Genomic DNA, 21467 nt, shown 5'->3' on the forward strand with positions numbered 1-21467 from the left:
GGAGCGACACACGAGGTTCGAACTCGTGACCTCAACCTTGGCAAGGTTGCGCTCTACCAACTGAGCTAGTGTCGCAATCAACAACGTTTTACGTCGTTCAGGGCTGCGAATTATAAGAGCATTTTTTTGTGATGCAAGTCCTTCGTTGAAAAAATCTTTAAATTTTTCTCGTTCGATGAAAAAGCGCACAAAGCAGCCAAAAATTCATCGCCCTGACGCATGAAATCAAAGCTAAATCTTAAAAATGGTTTGGCGATAGAACTTGAGTTCTGCAATAGATTCACGAATATCGTCGAGTGCGAGGTGAGTTCCCTGCTTAGAAAAACCTTTCAATACTTCTGGATTCCATCTTCTGGCCAACTCTTTCAAAGTACTGACGTCGATATAACGGTAGTGAAAGTAGCCCTCAAGCTCAGGCATATGACGGTACAAAAAACGACGATCTTGCCCAATGCTGTTACCACAGATTGGCGATACTCCTTTAGGTACCCACTTTTCTAAGAAAGCGATGGTTTGTTCAACCGCCTCTTGCTCAGTAATTTGACTACTACGCACTCGTTCTACGAGACCACTACCTGTGTGTGTATTGGTACACCACTCATCCATTTTTGCGAGTTCCTCTTCTGACTGATGAATCGCAAGTACCGGTCCTTCGGCTAAAATGTTTAGCTCGCTATCGGTGACGATAGACGCTATTTCAATAATTTTATGAACGTCAGGATCCAAGCCTGTCATCTCAAGATCGATCCAAATTAAGTTCTGATCGCTAAAGGACATAGATGAGTTGCCTATTTGTTTGCTGCTAAAAGAGGTACTATACCTCAAAATAGTGATAACAAGATACTTCGATAATGTAGCGAAAGTCGTCATACTTAGCTCGTTATCAGCGAACAGATTAAGTAGATATCGTGGCAAAAAAGAAGAAGTTAACTCAAGGTCAAGTGCGTCGAGTGCGCGACAACCAACAAAAACGTTTGAAAAAACAAGCCGACACCATTCAATGGGATGAAGCAATGTTGGGTGATAGCCGTAGAGGGCTAGTGATCACACGTTTCGGTCAACATGCCGATATTGAAGATTCGGAGACAGGGCTTATTGAACGTTGCAACCTTCGCCGTGGTATCGAATCACTGGTGTCTGGCGACAAGGTCATTTGGCGCAAAGGCTTAGAGTCAATGGCCGGAATTTCAGGCGTGGTTGAAGCTGTAGAACCGCGGACTTCAGTGTTAACTCGACCTGACTATTACGATGGTTTAAAACCCGTTGCGGCCAATATTGATCAAATGGTCATTGTCTCATCGGTGCTGCCAGAGTTGTCACTCAATATCATTGATCGCTACTTGATTGCGGCAGAGACCCTTGGTATCGAGCCGCTGTTGGTATTAAACAAAATCGATTTGTTGCAAGAAGCTGATCTCGCCACGTATCGTGAGTGGTTGGCCGACTATGAGAAAATTGGCTACAAAATCCTTTATGTGAGCAAACGCTCTGGCGCTGGCATTGCCGAGCTCGAAGCGCAATTGCAAGATCGTATCAATATCTTCGTCGGACAATCAGGCGTGGGTAAGTCTAGCTTGGTGAATGCGCTCATTCCTGAACTGGATATTGAAGAAGGGGAAATCTCCGAGCTATCCGGTTTGGGCCAACATACGACAACAGCAGCACGCCTCTATCACATTCCGTCAGGTGGTAACTTGATCGATTCTCCAGGAGTTCGTGAGTTTGGACTCTGGCACTTGGAGCCAGAAGAAATCACCAAAGCCTATCTTGAGTTTCGTCCTTACTTGGGCGGCTGCAAGTTCCGAGATTGCAAGCACGCGGATGATCCAGGCTGTATCATTCGTGAGGCTGTAGAAAATGGTGAGATCAGCGAAGTACGCTACGATAATTACCATCGCATTATTGAAAGCATGGCGGAGAACAAAGCCAATCGCCAATATTCGCGCAATAAGAAAGCGGACTTATAACGCATATTGTTGTGTAAGTTTTCGTCACTGATTACTGACAAACAGAATAAATTTCAGTAACATCACGCGCCCGAAACAAGAATCAATCAGACATCATCGGTATTTACAATGGATAAGATTAAAGTTGGACTGCAGTACTGGATCCCACAACATGGCTTAACTCGCCTAGTGGGTAAATTGGCTTCTGCCAAAGCTGGCGGCCTGACCACAGCGATCATTCGCTGGTTTATCAAACAGTACAACGTCAATATGGACGAAGCGAAACACGCCGATCCCAAACATTACAAGACGTTCAATGAGTTCTTTGTGCGTGAGCTAAAAGAAGGCGCACGTCCAATTGCTGAAGGTGATGCGATCATTACCCACCCAGCGGATGCTTGTGTCAGCCAGTTCGGTCCTATTACCAACGGCCAATTGATTCAAGCGAAAGGGCATGACTTCTCCGCTCAAGAGCTGTTAGGCGGTGACGCTGCTCTTGCTGAAGAATTTAAAGACGGTAGCTTCGCGACCTTGTATCTATCACCTCGTGATTACCACCGTGTACACATGCCATGCGATGGTACTCTACGCCAAATGATTTACGTTCCTGGTGATCTTTTCTCGGTGAATCCGCTGACAGCAGAGAATGTGCCCAACCTATTTGCTCGTAATGAGCGCGTGGTGTGTATCTTTGATACTGAGTTTGGCCCTATGGCTCAAGTGCTTGTTGGTGCGACCATTGTTGGCAGTATTGAACAAGTATGGGCGGGTACCATTACTCCACCTCGTGGCAATACGGTATACAAATGGGATTACCCAGCCTCTGGTAACCATTCGGTTATCTTGAAGAAAGGCGAAGAAATGGGTCGCTTCAAGCTCGGTTCAACCGTCATTAACCTTTTTGCCAAAGATGCAATTCGTTTTGATGAGTCGATGGCCAATGGCCAACCAACGGTGATGGGTACCCCATACGCCCACCAGCAATAAGTTTATTTTTAGCCCCAACAACCGTTGGGGCTTTTTCTTGACGAAAAACAAAACTCTTCATAAAAAATCAACGGAATTCAGAAACTTCAACCCGCCTCTAAGATGTTCTTTGCACAATGAATTAACCTAAGTTTTCACGTGAAATCCTGAGGTGTGATGAATGCAGAAATTGAACATGACTGTGGTATGGAAGCTGCTGGTTTGTTTTGCGCTCCCTATCGGCATTTTGTTAATGCCCATCGATGCGATTCCTATCGATGATCTGACGCTCATTCAACATCGCCTACTGGCCATCTTTCTACTTGCAGCCTTACTTTGGGTTTTAGAGCCCGTGCCAGTGTTTGCCACTTCAATTCTGATCATCGCCCTCGAGCTGATCATGATTTCTGATAAAGGATTACACCTGTTTCGTACCCCTCCTACCGGACACGACCTCGGTGAGTTGATTGGTTATACCGACATTTTTTCTGCGTTTTCCTCGCCCATCATCATTCTTTTCATGGGCGGATTTGCGCTCGCCATTGCTGCTTCAAAATACGAATTAGATAACAACCTCGCACGGGTATTGCTCAAGCCTTTTGGCCAGCAACCCAAGTTTATTATGTTGGGTTTGATGCTGATTACCGCAGTGTTTTCAATGTTTATGTCCAATACCGCGACTACGGTCATGATGCTGGCGTTATTAGGGCCAATTGTGGCCTCCGCGCCAAAAGGCGATTTGGGCATAAAAGCACTGGTGTTGTGCATCCCAATTGCAGCAAACACCGGCGGCATCGCGACTCCAATTGGTACCCCGCCCAACGCCATTGCATTGCAATATTTAACTGGAGAAAACAGCATCGACTTTCTCAGTTGGATGGCAATGGGTTTACCCTTTGTTCTGGTCCAGTTGACCATTGCTTGGTTTTTATTGCAGAAACTTTTCCCTTCTAGCGAAGCAAAAATGACGCTGAAGTTAGACGGCAAGTTCAAGAAAAGCTGGCGTGCCGTGGTGGTGTATGTCACGTTTGCCGCCACGATTTTGCTATGGATGACCACGCAATTACACGGCATGAATACCTATGTGGTGGCCATCATTCCGCTGGCAGTGTTTACATTGACGGGCATTATGGGCAAAGAAGAACTCAAGCTGATCAACTGGGATGTGCTTTGGCTGGTCGCGGGGGGGATTGCCATTGGTATCGGGCTGGAAAAAACAGGGCTGGCGAAAGCCTTAGCGCATGCAATCAATTATGAAGCCCTCTCACCATTTGCGATTGTGGTTTCTCTCTCTTTGGTGTGCTGGCTTATGGCGAACTTTATGTCCAATACCGCGACCGCCAACTTGTTGATGCCAATCGCGGCCGCCATCGGTACCTCAATGAGCAGTTTAGAAGCCGTCGGAGGCTTACAAGGCTTGCTGGTGGTAGTGGCATTCTCAGCCTCGCTCGGGATGATTCTTCCTGTATCAACGCCTCCCAACTCGCTCGCCTACTCTACCGGCTTAATCGAGAGCAAAGACATGGCAAAAGTGGGCTTGCTGATCGGTGTGATTGGTTTAGCCATCGTCTACGGGGCCGTTTTGATTCTCGGTTAATGAGAAAGCACGACGACAAAGCGGAGAAAGTCACGTCTGTGCTTTGCCAAGATGATAACTTGAGGCATATTGTCGGTCTCTTCAATTAGGGATCACACAATCAATGGGATTTGAATGGCTTGCACTGGCCGCAGCACTACTGTGGGCGATCGCCAGTTTACTTTCGGTCACGCCGGCTCAGCATTTGGGGTCGTTTGCTTACAGTCGTTGGCGAATGGGATGCACGGCGGTCATGCTCTCCAGTATGGCTCTGTTTACCGGAGGCTGGTCGAGTGTCATGGCAGAACACATCACGCCCATGATGTTTTCAGGCTTAATTGGCATCTTTATTGGCGATACCGCGCTGTTTGCTTGCTTAAATCGCATGGGGCCTCGCCAAGCGGGCTTGCTCTTCTCTTGCCATGCCGTCTTTTCCGCCATTCTCGGTTACTTCCTATTTAGCGAAAGCATGACGTCAATGGAGCTACTCGGATCGCTGCTGGTATTTTCCGGCGTCGTTCTGGCGATCTTTTTTGGCCGACGTGGACAAAGTCAGAATGCATTGGAAACCGTCAAAGGTGCCGCTTGGATCGGCATCGCCTTGGGGTTACTGGCGGCTTTGTGCCAAGCGCTAGGGGGAATTATTGCCAAACCAGTGATGCAGACTGACATCGATCCTGTCGCAGCATCCGCTATCCGTATGATCAGCGCCTTTGTGGCACATTGCCTCCTACGAGCCACTGGCGCAAAAATTTCTCGGGCAACACAAAAAATGAATGGGCGCATCTTTACCATTACCGCGATTAACGGCTTTCTCGCCATGGCGGTTGGTATGACGTTGATCCTGTACGCTTTGCGCGATGGGAATGTCGGGATGGTCGCCTTACTCTCCTCGACAACCCCAATCATGCTGTTGCCGATACTGTGGTTCTACACCAAACAACGCCCCAATCGTTACGCGTGGCTTGGTGCCTTCGTCGCGGTGGCGGGGACAGCCATCTTAGTTCAGTGACGCACAGAGACAAAAAAGCCCGAGTCATGCTCGGGCTTTCATTTAGCCGTTTAGGCTTACTTAACCAATACTTGGCCAGTCATCTCTGCTGGAATCTCTAGACCCGCTAGAGACAGCATGGTTGGTGCTAAGTCAGACAGTTTACCGCCTTCCTTGAACTCAACCGCTTTGTCACCGACGTAGATAAGTGGTACTGGTAGGCTAGTGTGAGCTGTGTGGATACCGCCGGTTTCTGGGTCAACCATCATTTCTGCGTTACCGTGGTCTGCTGTGATCAATAGCTGACCACCCACTTCTTTGATCGCTTCAACCACTTGGCCAACGCTTGCATCCAGCGCTTCAATCGCTTTTTCTGCAGCTTCATAAACACCAGTGTGACCAACCATGTCCGCATTCGGGTAGTTACAGATAATGGTGTCGTACTTACCAGACTTAATCGCCGCAACCATTTTCTCAGTCAGCTCAGTTGAACTCATTTCTGGTTGAAGGTCGTAAGTCGCCACTTTAGGAGAAGCGACAAGCTGACGCTCTTCGCCTGCAAATTCCGTTTCCACACCACCGTTGAAGAAGAAGGTCACGTGTGCGTATTTCTCAGTTTCAGAAATACGTAGCTGCGTTTGACCCTGCTTAGACAACCACTCACCGTAGGTGTTTTCTAGCGATGCAGGTGGGAATGCGATAGCAAGAGGAATGTCTGCTGCGTATTGAGTCAGCATCACAAAGTTCACTGCTGGGAATACTGCACGTTCAAAGCCAGCGAAATCAGCCACGAAGGTACGGGTGATTTGACGTGCACGGTCTGCACGGTAGTTCATGAAGATCACCGCATCGCCATCTTGCATTGCGGCACTTTCTTGACCTTCCGCTTTGATTTCTGTCGCTTTAACGAACTCATCGTTTTCACCACGCTCATACGCGGCAGCAAGACCTGCTACAGCTGAGTCATAAGTGAAGTCTGCCTTCGCTTGAGTAAGAAGATCGTAAGCCACTTGAACGCGATCCCAGTTGTTATCACGGTCCATGGCGTAGTAACGACCCACCAAAGATGCCACGCGGCCTTTACCTAGCTTAGCGAACAGATCTTGGAATCGTTGTAGAGAACCCTCTGCACTGCGTGGTGGTGTATCACGACCATCAAGGAAGCAGTGTAGGTAAATCTTCTCAGCGCCACGCTCTGCTGCCATTTCTACCGCAGCAAGAATGTGGTCTTCGTGTGAGTGAACACCACCAGGAGACATCAGACCCATGATGTGAACCGCTTTTTCCGCTTTCACTGCAGTATCAATCGCTTCAACAAGCGCTGCCGTTTGCTGGAATTCACCATCTAGGATTGATTTCGTGATACGAGTGAGATCTTGGTAAACCACGCGACCTGCGCCAATGTTGGTGTGACCCACTTCAGAGTTACCCATTTGGCCGTCAGGCAGACCGACATCCATGCCAGAGGCAGAGATAAGTGTATTTGGGTGATTTGCAATCAACGCATCCATAACTGGTTTTTTTGCGTTTGCAATTGCGTTGCTTGCTGTGTCTTCACGGTAACCGTAACCGTCAAGGATAACTAGAGCCAAAGGCTTCTTAGCAGACATAGTGATGACCTCGTCAAATTTCAGTAACTTTCGGCGCTTAGGGCTCATTCCCTGTTTGCCTTGAAACAAAACTAGCGTAATTTTACTACACTTTTTAAGCAAAACTGTAGGGTAAGATCAAATTATGTTGGCGAACCCCCGTTGTATTCTTACAGGCAATAAAGAAAAAAGCGCTTAACCAACCACCAATTATAGTTTCGCTTGGGCAGAAAGATTTCATTGTCATGATAATCCACCACTCACACCTTTTTATAAAGTTGATATCACCAATCACTCTGATAGTTCAATCGAACACGAGCAAGATAAGATCCCATTTATTGGTTAGAAAGTTTTAACGCACTCGCCTCTCGCCAATAACCTCGCTATACTCCTTGCCACTTTATTTTTCCGCTTATGGTTCGAGAGCAACTAAGATGCAAGAGTACACCGACTTTATTCAGCAAAATATGATCATGTTTTTGGCTTGGGTTGGCCTAGTGATCGCCGTGATAATGAGCTTCGTGAAATCGGCCACCGCCGCGTACAAGATCATTACTGTCAACGAACTTACCGCATTGGTAAACCGTGAGAACGGCCAAGTCATCGATATCCGTGCTAAAGACGAGTTCAAAAAAGGCCATATCACCGACGCAGTTCACATTTTGCCATCGGATATCAAAGCTGGCAGTTTCGGTGGTCTTGAAAACCGTAAATCAGACCCAATCATCGTAGTATGCAAAACAGGCCAAACCGCGCAAGAAAGCGCTAACCTGTTGGCGAAAGCGGGTTTTGAAAACGTCAGCGTATTGAAAAACGGCCTGATTTCGTGGAGCGAAGCAAACTTACCTCTGGTACGTAGCAAGCGTTAATCCCACCATCCCGTCATCAATGTGGTTATTATCAAAGCAGTTGAACCAACAAGGTGTGACACTTGGCACGGAATGACGGGTTGATCTGGTCATTGATGAATGGCTCGGTTAGTCTCAGGGCAGACACATTCAAGGCTTGAAACATCAGGTCTGATTTAACGAATATTGAAGGATTTAAAAATGGCTGAAGCAGCACCACAAGATACCCAACAACACTTTGCTATCCAACGCATCTTCCTAAAAGACGTGTCATTTGAAGCACCAAACTCACCAGTTATGTTCCAAAAAGAGTGGAACCCAGATGTGAAACTGGATCTGGATACGCAAAGCCGTGAGCTAGGTGAAGGGGTTTACGAAGTCATTCTACGCTTGACGGTCACCGTGAAAAACGCAGAAGAAACGGCATTCCTATGTGAAGTCCAACAAGGTGGTATCTTCACAGCAGAGAAAATGGAAGCAGGTCAATTGGCTCATTGTTTAGGTGCATTCTGTCCAAACATCCTATTCCCATATGCGCGTGAAACTATTTCAAGCCTAGTGGTGAAAGGTACGTTCCCTCAACTGAACCTAGCGCCAGTGAACTTTGACGCACTGTTCATGAACTACCTACAACAGCAAGCTGCACAACAAGGTGCAGAACAAGCTTAATTCCGAATGGAATTAAGCTTTCACTGGCCACAGTGAAAGGCATTAAAAGAAATGCACATGCATCCGAAAACACGATGTTATGTGCATTTTTTATTGGATCGAGCAGAGCGAAGCATTACCCAAGCGCGCTTTAATGAGGGTATACTCTGCCCAATCATCATGAAACTAACCATCAGGTAAACGCATGACTCAAACACTGGTTAATAACGCCTACGGCAAAGAGATTTCAATGACAGTGATCGGCGCAGGTTCGTACGGCACATCATTAGCTATCTCGCTTTCACGTAACGGTGCCAACGTTGTCCTTTGGGGGCATGAACCAGAGCATATGGCTAAGCTCGAAGCGGATCGCGCCAACCACGAATTTTTGCCAGGTATTGAGTTTCCACCCAGCCTGATTGTTGAATCCGATTTAGCAAAAGCCGTGCAAGCGAGCCGAGATCTGTTGGTTGTCGTACCAAGCCATGTGTTTGGTATTGTGCTCAATAGCTTAAAACCCTATCTGCGTGATGATTCTCGTATCTGCTGGGCCACCAAAGGCCTCGAACCTGAAACCGGTCGCCTTCTAAAAGACGTCGCGTTTGATGTACTGGGTGAACACTACTCGTTGGCAGTGTTGTCAGGCCCAACCTTTGCCAAAGAGCTGGCTGCAGGCATGCCAACCGCCATTTCGGTTGCCTCACCTGACGCGCAGTTTGTCGCAGATCTACAAGAAAAAATCCATTGCAGTAAAACCTTCCGTGTTTATGCCAATAGCGATTTTACTGGCATGCAACTCGGCGGCGCAGTGAAAAACGTCATCGCCATTGGTGCAGGGATGTCTGACGGAATTGGCTTCGGTGCCAATGCTCGTACCGCATTAATCACGCGTGGTTTGGCGGAAATGTGTCGTTTGGGCGCCGCGCTTGGAGCACAACCAGAAACCTTTATGGGCATGGCAGGTTTGGGCGATCTGGTGCTGACCTGTACCGACAACCAATCACGTAACCGCCGCTTTGGTCTTGCACTTGGGCAAGGAAAAGACGTCGATACGGCGCAAGCGGATATTGGCCAAGTGGTCGAAGGCTACCGCAACACCAAAGAGGTGTGGATGCTGGCACAACGTATGAGCGTTGAGATGCCTATTGTTGACCAAATCTATCAAGTATTATATCAAGGAAAGGATGCGCGCCTGGCAGCGCAAGATCTGCTGGCTCGCGATAAGAAATCCGAAGGAAAATAAGGACACTTTGGCCCCATTCCAAAGTAGTGAGAATACGCCATGAAACACTGTGAAAAACAAAAAGTCTGGCAGAGCATTGTCAAAGAAGCCCGTGAGCTATCGGAGCAAGAGCCGATGCTTGCCAGTTTTTATCACGCCACCATCATCAAGCATGAAAGCTTGTGTGCTGCATTGAGCTATATTTTAGCCAATAAGCTGAACACGGCCTCCATGCCCGCGATGGCAGTGCGTGAAGTGGTGGAAGAAGCTTTTGCCGCCGATCCCAACATCACCGATTCTGCCGCCTGCGATATCTGTGCGACGGTGAATCGTGACCCGGCTGTTTCTATGTATTCTATCCCACTACTTTACCTAAAGGGTTACCATGCCTTGCAAGGCTATCGCGTTGCAAACTGGTTGTGGAAACAAGGCCGCTACGCGCTGGCGACCTATCTGCAAAATCAAATTTCTGTAGCATGCCAAGTGGATATTCACCCTGCCGCTCGTATCGGCAAAGGCATCATGCTGGATCACGCAACAGGGATCGTGATCGGGGAAACCGCTGTTGTAGAAAATGATGTATCCATCCTGCAAGACGTGACGTTAGGTGGTACTGGTAAAGAGTGCGGCGACCGACATCCTAAAATCCGCGAGGGGGTGATGATCGGTGCTGGGGCAAAAATCCTTGGCAATATCGAAGTTGGAGAAGGCGCAAAAATTGGCTCCTGCTCCGTTGTACTTCAACCGGTTCCACCGCATACTACCGTCGCAGGTGTACCCGCACGAGTTGTAGGCAGACCACAATCCGATAAACCTTCCCTCGATATGGATCAAGGCTTTAACGGGAAATACCCTAACTTCATTGACGGTGACGGCATCTAACAGCGCGCCATAACAAGCGCAATGCTGATTTCATTGATAGCTCAGGAAAGAACGTACGTGGCAAAACAGAAAACCAACAGATCAGGCTTTTTTTTCCTTTCCATCTGCGTTCTTTTGACTTCACTTAGTTTTTCAGTCTTAGCCACGAATCCCAATGAGCTTCAAGGTGTGAAGAACGAAATCTCCCGCCAGCAGAAGTCTCTCTCAAGCCAAGAAAAACAACTTGACGATTTACAAAAATCCTTGCGTAGCCAAGAAACCACTATTGCGCAGCTCGAAAAAGAGATCCAACAGACCAGACAATCTCTCGCTACCGCTAAAGCAAACGTCAGCCAACTTGAACGAAAAGTGATGGAGCTAGAAGGGCAGCAAAAAGCGCAAACAAAACGTCTAGAAACCCTCATTCAGACCTATTATGTGACGCAAAGAGCCACCGCTTCCGCGTCGTTATTGCAGCAAGGTGTTGAAGAAGATCGCATCAGCCAATATTTCCAACACCTCGCGAAAGCGAGAGCTGAGACCATCCAAGAACTGGAAGAGACTAAACAACAGTTAGAACAGAGTAAACAGCAACGACTTAACGAACAGAACCAAATAGAAGCAATGCTCAAGGAGCAATCGGCAAAGCGCGAGCAGTTGGCGAAAACACAGAGCCAACGTAAGAAAACACTGAATACCATCAAACAAAGCATTTCTAGTGATAAGAACTATCTTGCCGAGCTTCAGCGTAATGAAACTCGACTCAAAGCCGAGATTGCCAAAGCAGCCAAACGCAATGCTATACCAATGGATGGCTTAGCCAAGCAAGCGGGTAAACTCCCTTGGCCGTTACAAGGCTCTGTTCTTCATCACTTTGGCACCAAGCAGACAGGACAAGTCAATTGGAAAGGTATGGTGATCTCAGCGCGCTATGGTCAGCAAGTGAAATCCGTCTATTCTGGCACCGTTGTGTTTGCCGAGTATTTGCGTGGCTATGGTCTTGTCGTACTGATAGACCACGGCAAAGGTGACATGACCTTGTATGGTTACAACCAGGCGTTGTTGAAAAAAGAAGGCGATAAAGTGACGGCTGGCGAAGTGATCGCCCTTGCTGGCGACACGGGCGGGCAAGATCGAGCGTCACTCTATTTCGAAATTCGCCGCAACAGTGAAGCACAAAACCCAAGAAATTGGCTGACTCGCTAACTGGCTGTTTAGCGATGGATGCTTTTTCCCTACCCCTTCAATAAGCAACGACCTAGTAATAGCTTTCCACCAACTCGATAAAACGGGGCAACTCTTCTGCGGTTAAGGCATTAATGCCTGCTGCTGCTGCTCGCCCCCCACCCGTGGCAAACGAGCTGCAAATATCACCCGCCCCTTGTTTATTGGTTAACGGAGCACGTAGAGAGACAGTGTAAGAGTCATCTTGATTGCGCGTCAGAACCGCATGAGCTCGCACTGGCGTCTGATTCGCCAACAAATTGCCAAACACTCCGCTGATTCGGCGCGACGCTGGTGTATCTGGCAGCTCTATCAAAGCCAACTTGTCACTTTGATACTTTGGTAACACAGCTTGCGCTGCGTGTAAATCTTGCTCATAGGCTTGTTTTAATCGATGGTAAGGCGAACTGGCATCGGCAATCACATCAAAAGGCGATGAGTAAGCGAGCAAGCTCAAAAACAGCTCTGCGGGGTCAAAATGCAAATCTGCCAACTTCTCGCCATAACCGTTGTAATTGATTAACGTGCCCAACTCGCACAATTGTGCTCTCTGTTGTTCATTCAAACCCGCTTTGATGGCGAGCTCATCAGCACGCGCGATCAAGTTATCGCCATACGCGGCAGTGATCGCCCAGTGATGAAAACGTCCGTCCAACAGCTTATCCACAATCAACGCCGTGCAAATGTTGGCATCCAAATCGATATGTGCATCTAGATGGGGGTGAGTTGGAATCTCTCCCGCTTTGTGATGATCGGCGTAAAAGAGCTGCGCCCCAGCCGCTAAGGCGGCTTGCACTCCAGCGATGTTTTTCTCCATTGAAATATCGAGGATCGTCAAATGATCGCCCGCTTGTGCAGCGACTTTTTCCACCAGCTTGATATCGCGTTTTACCCCCGTGACTAAAGCTGCCTGCCTAGGTTGTGCCAGCCTAAGTTGCAATAACGCGATAATGCCATCGGCATCACCATTGAAAATGTCGTAATTCATCGGGAAAGATGTCCATATCTGATTGATTATACGTGGAGTATTTTCCGATGTGAGGCAAAGAAGTCAACGACCATAAAGTGATGAGTCATGCTTTATGGTCATATCAAATACAGCGCTATTACAAGTGAAGTGAAGTGAAGTGAAGTGATCAACCGTGCAACGCGCGCACACCATCTTCAAGCAGCAGTAACTGCTCCATACCTTGCTCTGTGGCAATCGGCTTCACCACCGCAATCATTTGCAACATGCCTTGTTGCACCATCTGTTCTGTGATCGACACTTTCGGCGACATCGCCGACTGATACGCCAACCAACTGCAAGCAATCAGGTGTAAAGTTCGCACTAAGGATTTAAGTTCATCTTCATTTAACTTGAGCAGCTGAAGGGCAACAAACTCGCGCATGATCGCCACTAGGTTAGCTTGTAACTTATCTTGAACTTCAATGTATTGTTGATGTAACTCTTCATCACGAGAGAGGATTTCTGGCAAATTGGCGTAGAAAAAACGGTACTTCCACATCAAGGTAAAAATCGAATCAAGATAGCGCTTCAACAACACCAAACTTTCTTGGTTTTCTTGAACTGGAGTAAAGCGCTCAATCAGTTCTTGCGCATACAACGCAAAAATTTCGCGCACAATCTCTTGTTTGTTGCGAAAGTGGTAGTAAAGGTTACCTGGGCTAATATCAATATGATCAGCAATATGGTTAGTGGTGATGCTGCGCTCGCCATGCTGATTAAACAGCTCAAGGGCAGCATGCACGATCTTCTCACGTGTTTTCATTATTGTGGTGTAATCCCTTTCTTAGAAAGATAAAACTTGCTCTCTTGGCGCATCTATCTTTCCTTCCCAATCGGTGATCTTTCGTTTGGAAAGCGTATATTAGGAAAAGAAGAAAAACGACCTAGTTATTGGAGTATATCGATTTCACATTTCGAGATCGATAAACGCAATAGAGCTTATACGTTAGTAAGCCTAGTATAATCCCAGATAAGTTCGCTAACAGATCAAACCACGAGCTTTCCCTGCCGACGTAAGCTTGTGCCAACTCAATCGCTCCGCTGAAGAGCAAAATGGCTAAAGCAGCCACACCACGTTGCCACCAATGCCTTACACTGACAGCTGCGAGCAGCGAGAAACAGCTGTACGCCATAAAATGCTGCAGCTTATCTAAGTGCGGTATATCGCCCCAATTTTGTAATCCACTCGAAGAACGCAATGACAAAAATGCGATTAAGGCCGCATATATAAGCAACAAATACCGTTTTTTCATAGCGACTCTCACGCAATAGGAAAAGGAAAAGCAGTGATCTCATCGATGTGAGTACAGCCAAGCGCCAACATAATCAAGCGATCAACCCCTAATGCCACTCCCGCGCAAGCCGGTAAGCCCGATTCCAATGCCGCAATCAGATGATAATCAATCGGTTGTGGAGTAAGCTCCATTTCAACACGCTTCGCGTTGTCTTGCTCAAATCGTCTCAGCTGCTCTTGTGGGTTGTCGAGCTCGTGGAAACCATTGGCTAGCTCGATGCCTTTAAAGTACACCTCAAAACGATCTGCAACACGAGGATCATTCGGGTTAATCTTCGCCAATGCCGCTTGAGAGGCAGGAAAATCGTAAACAAATGCTGGCACCTGCTGACCAATTTTTGCTTCCACACCGATGCTAAAGAGCAGTTGTAGCAAGGTATCGCGATCCTCTTCTGGTTCTGCGATATCACTCAAGCCTAACCTTGCTGCGACGATTTTCAGCTCCGCCATGGAGCCTTCTAGCGGACAAACACCCAGCACAGTGAGAAACGCTTGCTGATACGTCATGCGTTCAGCAGCGCCACACTTGAGTGTCAGTTGCAGTAAATCATCCATTTCATCCATCAGTTGGTGATGATCAAAGCCAACGCGATACCACTCCAGCATGGTGAACTCAGGATTGTGGTGACGGCCATTCTCTTCATTACGAAATGCCTTGGCCATTTGGTAGATACAGCCACTTCCAGCCGCCAATAAGCGCTTCATATGGAATTCTGGGCTGGTCATCAAGTGAAGGTGGCGACCTTGAGCATAACCGGGCCCCACAAACTCGGTTTGAAACGTATGCAGATGGATATCGGTAACCGTGGCGTGGCTCATCGCTGGCGTATCCACTTCCAACACCCCTCTCTGGGCAAAAAATTGACGGATATTGGCAATCAAAACGGCGCGTTGACGCAGTTGTTCGATTGATGCGGTCGGTTTCCAATCGGCTTGCATTTTTGACTCTCAACTCAATAACTATGCGGTGGAACTTACCACCTTCTTCAGCCTTTGCAAGTAACTTCTCAAGCGCCATTGAGCACAAAAACAACGTTGTACAAGCTAAAAACAGCAACAAATTGGTTGCGATTATTGATGATAAAAATCATCGGCAACATCCAATTAACACCTTGCCGCTCAAGCAGTTGAATCCTCAAGACAAGCTGCCGTGACAGTTATCACATAACCTATAAATTCTATGCTCATATTTGCATTTCCGAAGCAAAAACCTAAATACATCAATTTTTCTATCACAAAGCTCTTCTACACTGTCACTACTACTTTTGGGGAGTATGCGTTTGCCTACGCCCCTATCTCACAATAACAAGCGGATTTCCGCACTCACACACTGGAGGATAACTGTGCAAACTATCATCACAGATATCGCAGTCATCGGCGCAGGCGGCGCTGGTCTTCGTACTGCTATTGCAGCGGCTGAAGCAAACCCGGATCTGGAAGTAGCCTTAATTTCTAAGGTTTACCCAATGCGTTCCCATACGGTCGCAGCAGAGGGTGGCTCAGCAGCAGTTATCAAGGATGAGGATAGCCTAGACAATCACTTCAACGATACCGTTGGTGGTGGTGACTGGCTTTGTGAACAGGATGTTGTTGAATACTTTGTTGAAAACGCGACGCGCGAAATGATCCAAATGGAGCAATGGGGTTGCCCATGGAGCCGTAAGGAGAATGGCGAAGTCAACGTTCGTCGCTTTGGCGGTATGAAAGTTGAGCGTACGTGGTTTGCGGCAGACAAAACTGGCTTCCACATGCTACACACCCTATTCCAAACTTCGATGAAGTACTCAAACATCAAACGCTTTGATGAGTACTTTGTGGTGGATCTGCTTGTTGATGAAGGTGAAGTTCAAGGCCTGATCGCCATCCATATGGCAGAAGGTGAGTTGGTCACCATCAAAGCAAAATCCGTGGTGCTTGCCACAGGTGGTGCTGGTCGTGTTTACCACTGCAACACCAACGGCGGTATCGTAACGGGCGATGGTATGGCCATGGCTTACCGTCACGGCGTTCCTCTACGTGATATGGAGTTCGTGCAATACCACCCAACGGGCCTACCAGGCACTGGTATCCTGATGACCGAAGGTTGTCGTGGTGAAGGTGGTATCATTGTTAACAAAAACGGCTATCGTTACCTGCAAGATTACGGCATGGGCCCAGAAACACCGGTTGGCCAGCCGAAGAACAAATACATGGAACTTGGTCCACGTGACAAAGTTTCTCAAGCATTCTGGCATGAGCAGCAGAAAGGCAACACCATCAAGCACCCACTCGGTGACGTGGTACACCTAGACTTGCGCCACCTAGGCGAAGAGTATCTGCAAGAGCGTCTACCGTTCATTTGTGAACTCGCCAAAGCGTATGTCAACGTTGACCCAGCAAAAGAGCCGATTCCAATTCGTCCAACCGTTCACTACACCATGGGTGGTATTGAAACGGACAAACAGTGTGAAACACGCATTAAAGGCCTGTTCGCGGTGGGTGAATGTGCTTCTGTTGGCCTGCACGGTGCAAACCGCCTTGGTTCGAACTCACTAGCAGAATTTGTGGTGTTTGGCCGCGTTGCGGGTGAGCAAGCGGTGAAACGCGCGGCCGAATTCAAAGGCTGGAACGAAGCGTCTATCGCTGCACAAGTGAAAGCGGTTGAAGAGCGTATCGCAGCGCTAATGAACCAAGAAGGCGATGAAAACTGGGCAGATATCCGCACGGAAATGGGTCACACCATGGAAGCGGGCTGTGGTATCTACCGCCAAGAAGATTTGATGCAAGCCACGATCGATAAGATCACAGAGCTTAAAGCGCGTTACAAGCGCATCAGCATCAAAGATAAAGGCAAAGTGTTCAACACCGACCTTCTCTACGCAATCGAAGTGGGTTACGGCCTAGAAGTGGCGGAAGCAATGGTTCACTCCGCGATTCTACGTAAAGAATCTCGTGGTGCTCACCAACGTCTTGACGACGGCTGTACCGACCGTGATGACGTGAACTTCCTCAAGCACTCTTTGGCTTTCTTCCAAGAAGATCAAGCACCAAACATCAGTTACAGCGACGTGACCATCACTAAGTCTCAGCCTAAAGCACGTTTGTATGGTGAAGCAGCAGAGAAAGCTGCCGCTGAAGAAGCCGCTAAGGCCGCAGAGAAAAACGCAGAGGAGCAAGCATAATGTCGGCAAACCGCATTCAAAAAGTAGACATTCTGCGTTACGACCCAGCAACAGACGCAGAACCTCGTTTTCAGGCTTTCGAAGTCCCGTTTGATGAAACCATGTCGGTACTTGATGCTCTGGGCTACGTCAAAGATCATCTCGACAAAAACCTCTCTTACCGTTGGTCTTGTCGTATGGCGATTTGTGGCTCGTGCGGCATCATGGTCAACGGCGTGCCAAAACTGGCGTGTAAGAGCTTCCTGCGCGACTACCCAGACGGCGTGAAAATCGAGCCATTAGCAAACTTCCCAATCGAGAAAGATTTGATTGTCGATATGACGCCGTTCATCGAGCGCCTAGAAGCGATCAAACCTTACATCATTGGCAACGACCGCAAACCAGAAGATGGTACTAACCTACAAACCCCTGAACAGCTGGCAAAATACAAGCAGTTCGCGGGTTGTATTAACTGTGGTCTTTGCTACGCAGCGTGTCCACAGTTCGGTTTGAACCCAGAGTTCATTGGTCCAGCAGCACTGACTTTGGCACACCGCTACAACCTAGATAGCCGTGACAATGGTAAAGCAGAGCGTATGAAGCTGATCAATGGTGAAAACGGTGCGTGGGGCTGTACGTTTGTTGGCTACTGTTCTGAAGTTTGTCCGAAGAATGTTGATCCTGCTGCCGCGGTTAACCAAGGCAAAGTCGAGTCATCAATGGACTTCGTCATTGCAATGCTGAAACCTGATGGTTCACCAAAGAAAGTGGAGGCATAAGAATGAGCAATCGTAAACCTTACGTTCGTGAAGTAAAACGCACTTGGTGGAAAGATCACCCATTCTACCGCTTCTACATGCTACGTGAAGCCACTGTGCTGCCATTGATTCTCTTCACCTTGTTCCTGACTGTCGGTTTGGGTTCTCTGGTGAAAGGGCCAGAAGCTTGGCAAACGTGGTTGAACTTTATGGCAAACCCAGTGGTGATCGCGATTAACATCGTCGCCTTACTCGGCAGCCTACTGCATGCTCACACCTTCTTCAGTATGATGCCTCAGGTCATGCCAATTCGTTTGAAGGGCAAACCTGTTGATAAGAAAATCATCGTGCTCGCTCAGTGGGCGGCGGTGGCATTTATCTCACTGATCGTACTTATCGTGGTGTAAGGAGCTTTAACGATGAAACCGAATTACAACGTAGATAGAGCGCCAAAACGTTCTGATGAGCCAGTTTGGTGGAGCTTGTTTGGTGCAGGTGGTACTTGGTTTGCCATGATCACACCAGTTACTGTTTTGGTGCTGGGTATTCTCGTGCCAATGGGCGTGATCAATGCAGAAGCACTGAGTTACGACCGAGTGGTGAGCTTTGCCACCAGCATCATCGGCGCATTGTTTATCATCGCGACACTGGCCTTACCAATGTGGCATGCGATGCACCGTGTTCACCACGGCATGCATGATCTCAAATTCCACACTGGCGTGGTCGGCAAAATTGCCTGTTACGCGATTGCTGGATTGATTTCAGCATTGGCGGTGGTGTTCATTTTCATGCTGTAAGCATGGCGCACTGAAAAAGAAAAAGCTGGCTTGTCGCCAGCTTTTTTTAATGAGTCGCAGCCTTTGATGAGCTACTCGTTATTTTATTGTGCGTTCGGGCACTCAAATGGACCAACGTACTTCCATTTTTTCCAGCCCGATTTGTACGCTTCTTTCGCTGGGTTGGTGTTTTTCGACCAGCTAGACGATTGGTAAACATGCCCCATATAAACCACTTGGCTACCTGAATGGTACTGCTCTACCGAACTCCAACGTGAAGGCCCCTTGGGATAGATGCCTTCTAATTCCCACTCTTCTGCCTTGCCCGGTTCGCCGTTGGTCCAACTTCTTGCTTTGTACAGTTGGCCGTTGTGCGCCACTAACGCGCCACTGCGATAGCTGCCTTTTTTCCATGCTTTGTAGTTTGCTAACTCTTCTTCTGTGCGCAAACCATCACACTTCAATGGACTAACCGATTCAAAATATACCCACCCCATTTCACTACAAGCCCAAAGCTTGCCTGAGCGCACATCGAAGGTGGTCGCTCCAAGATCTTCGCTAAACTGGCATAAACCGCTATCGGGTTGATTATAACTTACTGAAAATGCATCAGCAGTATTGGATTCAGCTTGTACTGAAAGGCTGAGTGAACTCGCAATAATGGCGAGTAAAGAGAGTGGTTTCATCGTCATAACGTCATCCGTCTTATAAATGTGACATTGGTTCCATAAAGGTGGTGAATACTAGCAAAGGAGGTGTATCACTTTTGAGACTAAATGGCGTAATCCATCCCTCATTGTTAGCAAATGTAAAAAGACGGCATATGCTGTTGATCTCCCAACAAAAAAGACAATAGGCAAATCCTCCTAACAACAGTCGAACAACAAACGATAATCAACAATAAAAAAAGGCCGCCAAGGCGACCTTTTTTAGAAACTATCGGGCTGATATTACTTCACGCGACCCACATATTCTGCGCTGCGAGTGTCCACTTTGATCACTTCACCGATTTGGATAAACAGCGGAACACGAACAACAGCACCTGTTGATAGTGTTGCAGGCTTACCACCTGTACCCTGAGTATCACCCTTTAGACCTGGATCAGTTTCAATCACTTCTAACTCAACGAAGTTTGGTGGAGTCACTGCAATCGGGTTGCCGTTCCACAGCGTCAACATACAGGTGTTGTTTTCAACTAACCACTTCACGTTGTCACCAATCGCTTTTGCATCTGCCGCAATCTGTTCAAATGTTTGGTTGTTCATAAAGTGGTAGAATTCGCCGTCTGAATATAGATAATCTAGGTCGATATCCATTACGTCTGCCACTTCACAAGTGTCACCAGACTTGAATGTTTTCTCTAGCACTTTACCAGAAAGAAGTTTACGAATTTTAACGCGGTTAAACGCTTGGCCTTTACCTGGTTTTACGTACTCATTTTCCAAGATAACGCAAGGCTCGCTATCAATCATGAGTTTTAGGCCGCCTTTAAATTCATTCGTGCTAACTGTAGCCATTTTGTCCTCTTACATTCTTAGAGCTAAAAATTAATGCCGCACATAATAACCCGAAAAGTCGAATCTGTTGAGCAAAACTGGCTCAAACAGTTAGCGAATGGGATCTCAGATCCTGCAACATTGCTCAAAATGTTGGAAATTGATCCAACGCCGTGGCAAGACGGGTTCTCGGCACGCAAGTTATTCGCACAGCGCGTGCCGCAAAGTTTTGTTGAAAGAATGGAAAAAGGCAATCCTAACGATCCGCTTTTGCGCCAAGTCCTCCCTCTCAGTGAAGAGCACCAAATCCAGCCAGGCTATTCAATCGATCCATTGGAAGAACAAGACAATCCCATTCCTGGCTTACTGCATAAATATCAAAATCGAGCACTGCTGATCGTCAAAGGTGGATGTGCGATTAACTGTCGTTACTGCTTCCGCCGTCATTTTCCTTATCAAGACAATAAAGGCAGTAAAAAGGTTTGGCAGCAAAGCCTTGACTACATCGCACAGAATAAAGCCCTCAATGAAGTGATCTTTTCCGGAGGAGATCCTCTCATGGCTAAGGATGATGAGTTGCAGTGGCTGATTGAACGTATTGCTGACATCCCCCACATCAAGCGGCTACGCATTCACTCGCGTTTACCTGTGGTGATACCCGCACGCATCACAACGGAACTGTGCCAGCTGCTAGAGCAAACGCGTTTGCAAGTCATTTTGGTCACGCACATTAATCATGCCAATGAGATCAACGCCGAATTCACCACACAACTCAGCCAACTAAAACAAGTGGGTGTGACACTATTAAACCAAAGTGTACTGTTGAAAGGGGTAAACGATAGCGTGGAAGCACAAGTGAATCTTAGCGAAGCACTGTTTGATGCTGGCATTTTGCCCTATTACTTACACGTATTGGATAAGGTTCAAGGCGCGGCACATTTTTATGTTTCCGACCAAGAGGCCAAAGCGATTATGCGTGGTTTGATAACACGTGTATCTGGTTACCTTGTCCCAACGCTCACTCGAGAAATCGGTGGTCGCCCTAGTAAAACACCATTGGATCTTTATCTCGAATAGCTTCGTTTGCTCATCGCGTTTTGTCTGTACTTATTTTTAGGAAGCC

Annotated in this window: 22 protein-coding genes and 1 tRNA gene; 14 read left to right on the top strand and 9 right to left on the bottom strand. The window is 47.6% G+C overall.

Going from position 1 to position 21467, the window contains the following annotated elements; genetic code table 11:
* Positions 1-2 precede the first annotated feature (2 nt).
* Together LZU85_RS17860 and orn are read right to left on the bottom strand one after the other, a co-directional pair.
* Positions 3-75, bottom strand: a tRNA-Gly gene (locus LZU85_RS17860).
* Positions 76-231: 156 nt separating this feature from the next.
* Positions 232-777, bottom strand: a complete 546-nt coding sequence (gene orn / locus LZU85_RS17865) for an oligoribonuclease (protein WP_176298273.1) — start codon at positions 775-777, stop codon at positions 232-234.
* Positions 778-908: 131 nt separating this feature from the next.
* Here orn and rsgA point away from each other — a divergent pair, with 131 nt between their 5' ends.
* The 4 genes from rsgA (at position 909) to LZU85_RS17885 (ending at position 5500) form a co-directional block, all read left to right on the top strand.
* Positions 909-1967 (top strand): small ribosomal subunit biogenesis GTPase RsgA, encoded by a 1059-nt coding sequence (rsgA, locus tag LZU85_RS17870; protein WP_176298274.1) that lies wholly within the window; start codon positions 909-911, stop codon positions 1965-1967.
* 108 nt (positions 1968-2075) lie between these two features.
* Positions 2076-2933, top strand: a complete 858-nt coding sequence (gene asd, locus LZU85_RS17875) for an archaetidylserine decarboxylase (protein WP_237288011.1) — start codon at positions 2076-2078, stop codon at positions 2931-2933.
* A gap of 160 nt (positions 2934-3093) precedes the next feature.
* A complete protein-coding gene (locus tag LZU85_RS17880; RefSeq protein ID WP_237288013.1) occupies positions 3094-4509 on the top strand; it encodes an SLC13 family permease in 1416 nt (471 codons plus the stop codon).
* 103 nt (positions 4510-4612) lie between these two features.
* Positions 4613-5500, top strand: coding sequence for a DMT family transporter (locus LZU85_RS17885; protein WP_103199867.1), 888 nt, complete (start codon positions 4613-4615; stop codon positions 5498-5500).
* Positions 5501-5556: 56 nt separating this feature from the next.
* Here the strand turns inward: LZU85_RS17885 and gpmM are convergent, their stop codons facing one another.
* Positions 5557-7089: a 2,3-bisphosphoglycerate-independent phosphoglycerate mutase gene (gene gpmM, locus LZU85_RS17890; RefSeq protein ID WP_080538796.1), complete on the bottom strand. Its 1533-nt coding sequence runs from the start codon at positions 7087-7089 to the stop codon at positions 5557-5559.
* A gap of 413 nt (positions 7090-7502) precedes the next feature.
* Here gpmM and LZU85_RS17895 point away from each other — a divergent pair, with 413 nt between their 5' ends.
* From LZU85_RS17895 to LZU85_RS17915, 5 genes are all read left to right on the top strand, one after another.
* Complete coding sequence (locus LZU85_RS17895) at positions 7503-7937, top strand: rhodanese-like domain-containing protein (RefSeq protein WP_176298278.1); 435 nt, start codon at positions 7503-7505, stop codon at positions 7935-7937.
* Between the two features lie 180 nt (positions 7938-8117).
* Complete coding sequence (gene secB / locus LZU85_RS17900) at positions 8118-8585, top strand: protein-export chaperone SecB (RefSeq protein ID WP_011079263.1); 468 nt, start codon at positions 8118-8120, stop codon at positions 8583-8585.
* 184 nt (positions 8586-8769) lie between these two features.
* On the top strand, positions 8770-9807 hold the full coding sequence (gene gpsA, locus LZU85_RS17905) for an NAD(P)H-dependent glycerol-3-phosphate dehydrogenase (protein WP_176298279.1): 1038 nt from the start codon (positions 8770-8772) through the stop codon (positions 9805-9807).
* A 39-nt stretch (positions 9808-9846) separates the two neighbouring features.
* On the top strand, positions 9847-10668 hold the full coding sequence (gene cysE / locus LZU85_RS17910) for a serine O-acetyltransferase (protein ID WP_130394372.1): 822 nt from the start codon (positions 9847-9849) through the stop codon (positions 10666-10668).
* A 21-nt stretch (positions 10669-10689) separates the two neighbouring features.
* Positions 10690-11853 (top strand): murein hydrolase activator EnvC family protein, encoded by a 1164-nt coding sequence (locus LZU85_RS17915; protein ID WP_176298280.1) that lies wholly within the window; start codon positions 10690-10692, stop codon positions 11851-11853.
* A 52-nt stretch (positions 11854-11905) separates the two neighbouring features.
* On the opposite strand, the gene LZU85_RS17920 is transcribed toward LZU85_RS17915, so the two are convergent.
* The 4 genes from LZU85_RS17920 to epmA all read right to left on the bottom strand — a co-directional run bounded on the left by LZU85_RS17920 (position 11906) and on the right by epmA (position 15113).
* Positions 11906-12859, bottom strand: coding sequence for a DHH family phosphoesterase (locus LZU85_RS17920; protein WP_176298281.1), 954 nt, complete (start codon positions 12857-12859; stop codon positions 11906-11908).
* 148 nt (positions 12860-13007) lie between these two features.
* A complete protein-coding gene (locus LZU85_RS17925) occupies positions 13008-13643 on the bottom strand; it encodes a TetR/AcrR family transcriptional regulator (RefSeq protein WP_176298282.1) in 636 nt (211 codons plus the stop codon).
* A 121-nt stretch (positions 13644-13764) separates the two neighbouring features.
* A complete protein-coding gene (locus tag LZU85_RS17930) occupies positions 13765-14133 on the bottom strand; it encodes a VanZ family protein (RefSeq protein ID WP_176298283.1) in 369 nt (122 codons plus the stop codon).
* An 8-nt stretch (positions 14134-14141) separates the two neighbouring features.
* A complete protein-coding gene (gene epmA / locus LZU85_RS17935; RefSeq protein ID WP_237288015.1) occupies positions 14142-15113 on the bottom strand; it encodes an elongation factor P--(R)-beta-lysine ligase in 972 nt (323 codons plus the stop codon).
* A 404-nt stretch (positions 15114-15517) separates the two neighbouring features.
* Here epmA and frdA point away from each other — a divergent pair, with 404 nt between their 5' ends.
* The 4 genes from frdA to frdD are packed head-to-tail and all read left to right on the top strand — an operon-like array spanning position 15518 to position 18869.
* Positions 15518-17335, top strand: coding sequence for a fumarate reductase (quinol) flavoprotein subunit (gene frdA, locus LZU85_RS17940; protein WP_011151343.1), 1818 nt, complete (start codon positions 15518-15520; stop codon positions 17333-17335).
* Positions 17335-18093, top strand: a complete 759-nt coding sequence (locus LZU85_RS17945) for a succinate dehydrogenase/fumarate reductase iron-sulfur subunit (RefSeq protein WP_011079253.1) — start codon at positions 17335-17337, stop codon at positions 18091-18093. The genes frdA and LZU85_RS17945 overlap by 1 nt, the downstream gene beginning before the upstream one ends.
* A gap of 2 nt (positions 18094-18095) precedes the next feature.
* On the top strand, positions 18096-18479 hold the full coding sequence (gene frdC, locus LZU85_RS17950; RefSeq protein ID WP_011079252.1) for a fumarate reductase subunit FrdC: 384 nt from the start codon (positions 18096-18098) through the stop codon (positions 18477-18479).
* 12 nt (positions 18480-18491) lie between these two features.
* Entirely contained in the window at positions 18492-18869 is a 378-nt protein-coding gene (gene frdD, locus LZU85_RS17955; protein ID WP_011151344.1) for a fumarate reductase subunit FrdD, read from the top strand.
* A gap of 83 nt (positions 18870-18952) precedes the next feature.
* On the opposite strand, the gene LZU85_RS17960 is transcribed toward frdD, so the two are convergent.
* Both LZU85_RS17960 and efp read right to left on the bottom strand, forming a co-directional pair.
* A complete protein-coding gene (locus LZU85_RS17960) occupies positions 18953-19540 on the bottom strand; it encodes a hypothetical protein (protein ID WP_237288017.1) in 588 nt (195 codons plus the stop codon).
* A gap of 258 nt (positions 19541-19798) precedes the next feature.
* On the bottom strand, positions 19799-20365 hold the full coding sequence (efp, locus tag LZU85_RS17965) for an elongation factor P (protein WP_176298286.1): 567 nt from the start codon (positions 20363-20365) through the stop codon (positions 19799-19801).
* Between the two features lie 33 nt (positions 20366-20398).
* Between efp and epmB the strand changes: the two genes are divergently transcribed.
* Entirely contained in the window at positions 20399-21421 is a 1023-nt protein-coding gene (epmB, locus tag LZU85_RS17970) for an EF-P beta-lysylation protein EpmB (protein ID WP_237288018.1), read from the top strand.
* Positions 21422-21467 lie beyond the last annotated feature (46 nt).

This window comes from Vibrio floridensis (assembly GCF_021852965.1).
In the GTDB taxonomy this organism is placed as follows: domain Bacteria; phylum Pseudomonadota; class Gammaproteobacteria; order Enterobacterales; family Vibrionaceae; genus Vibrio; species Vibrio floridensis.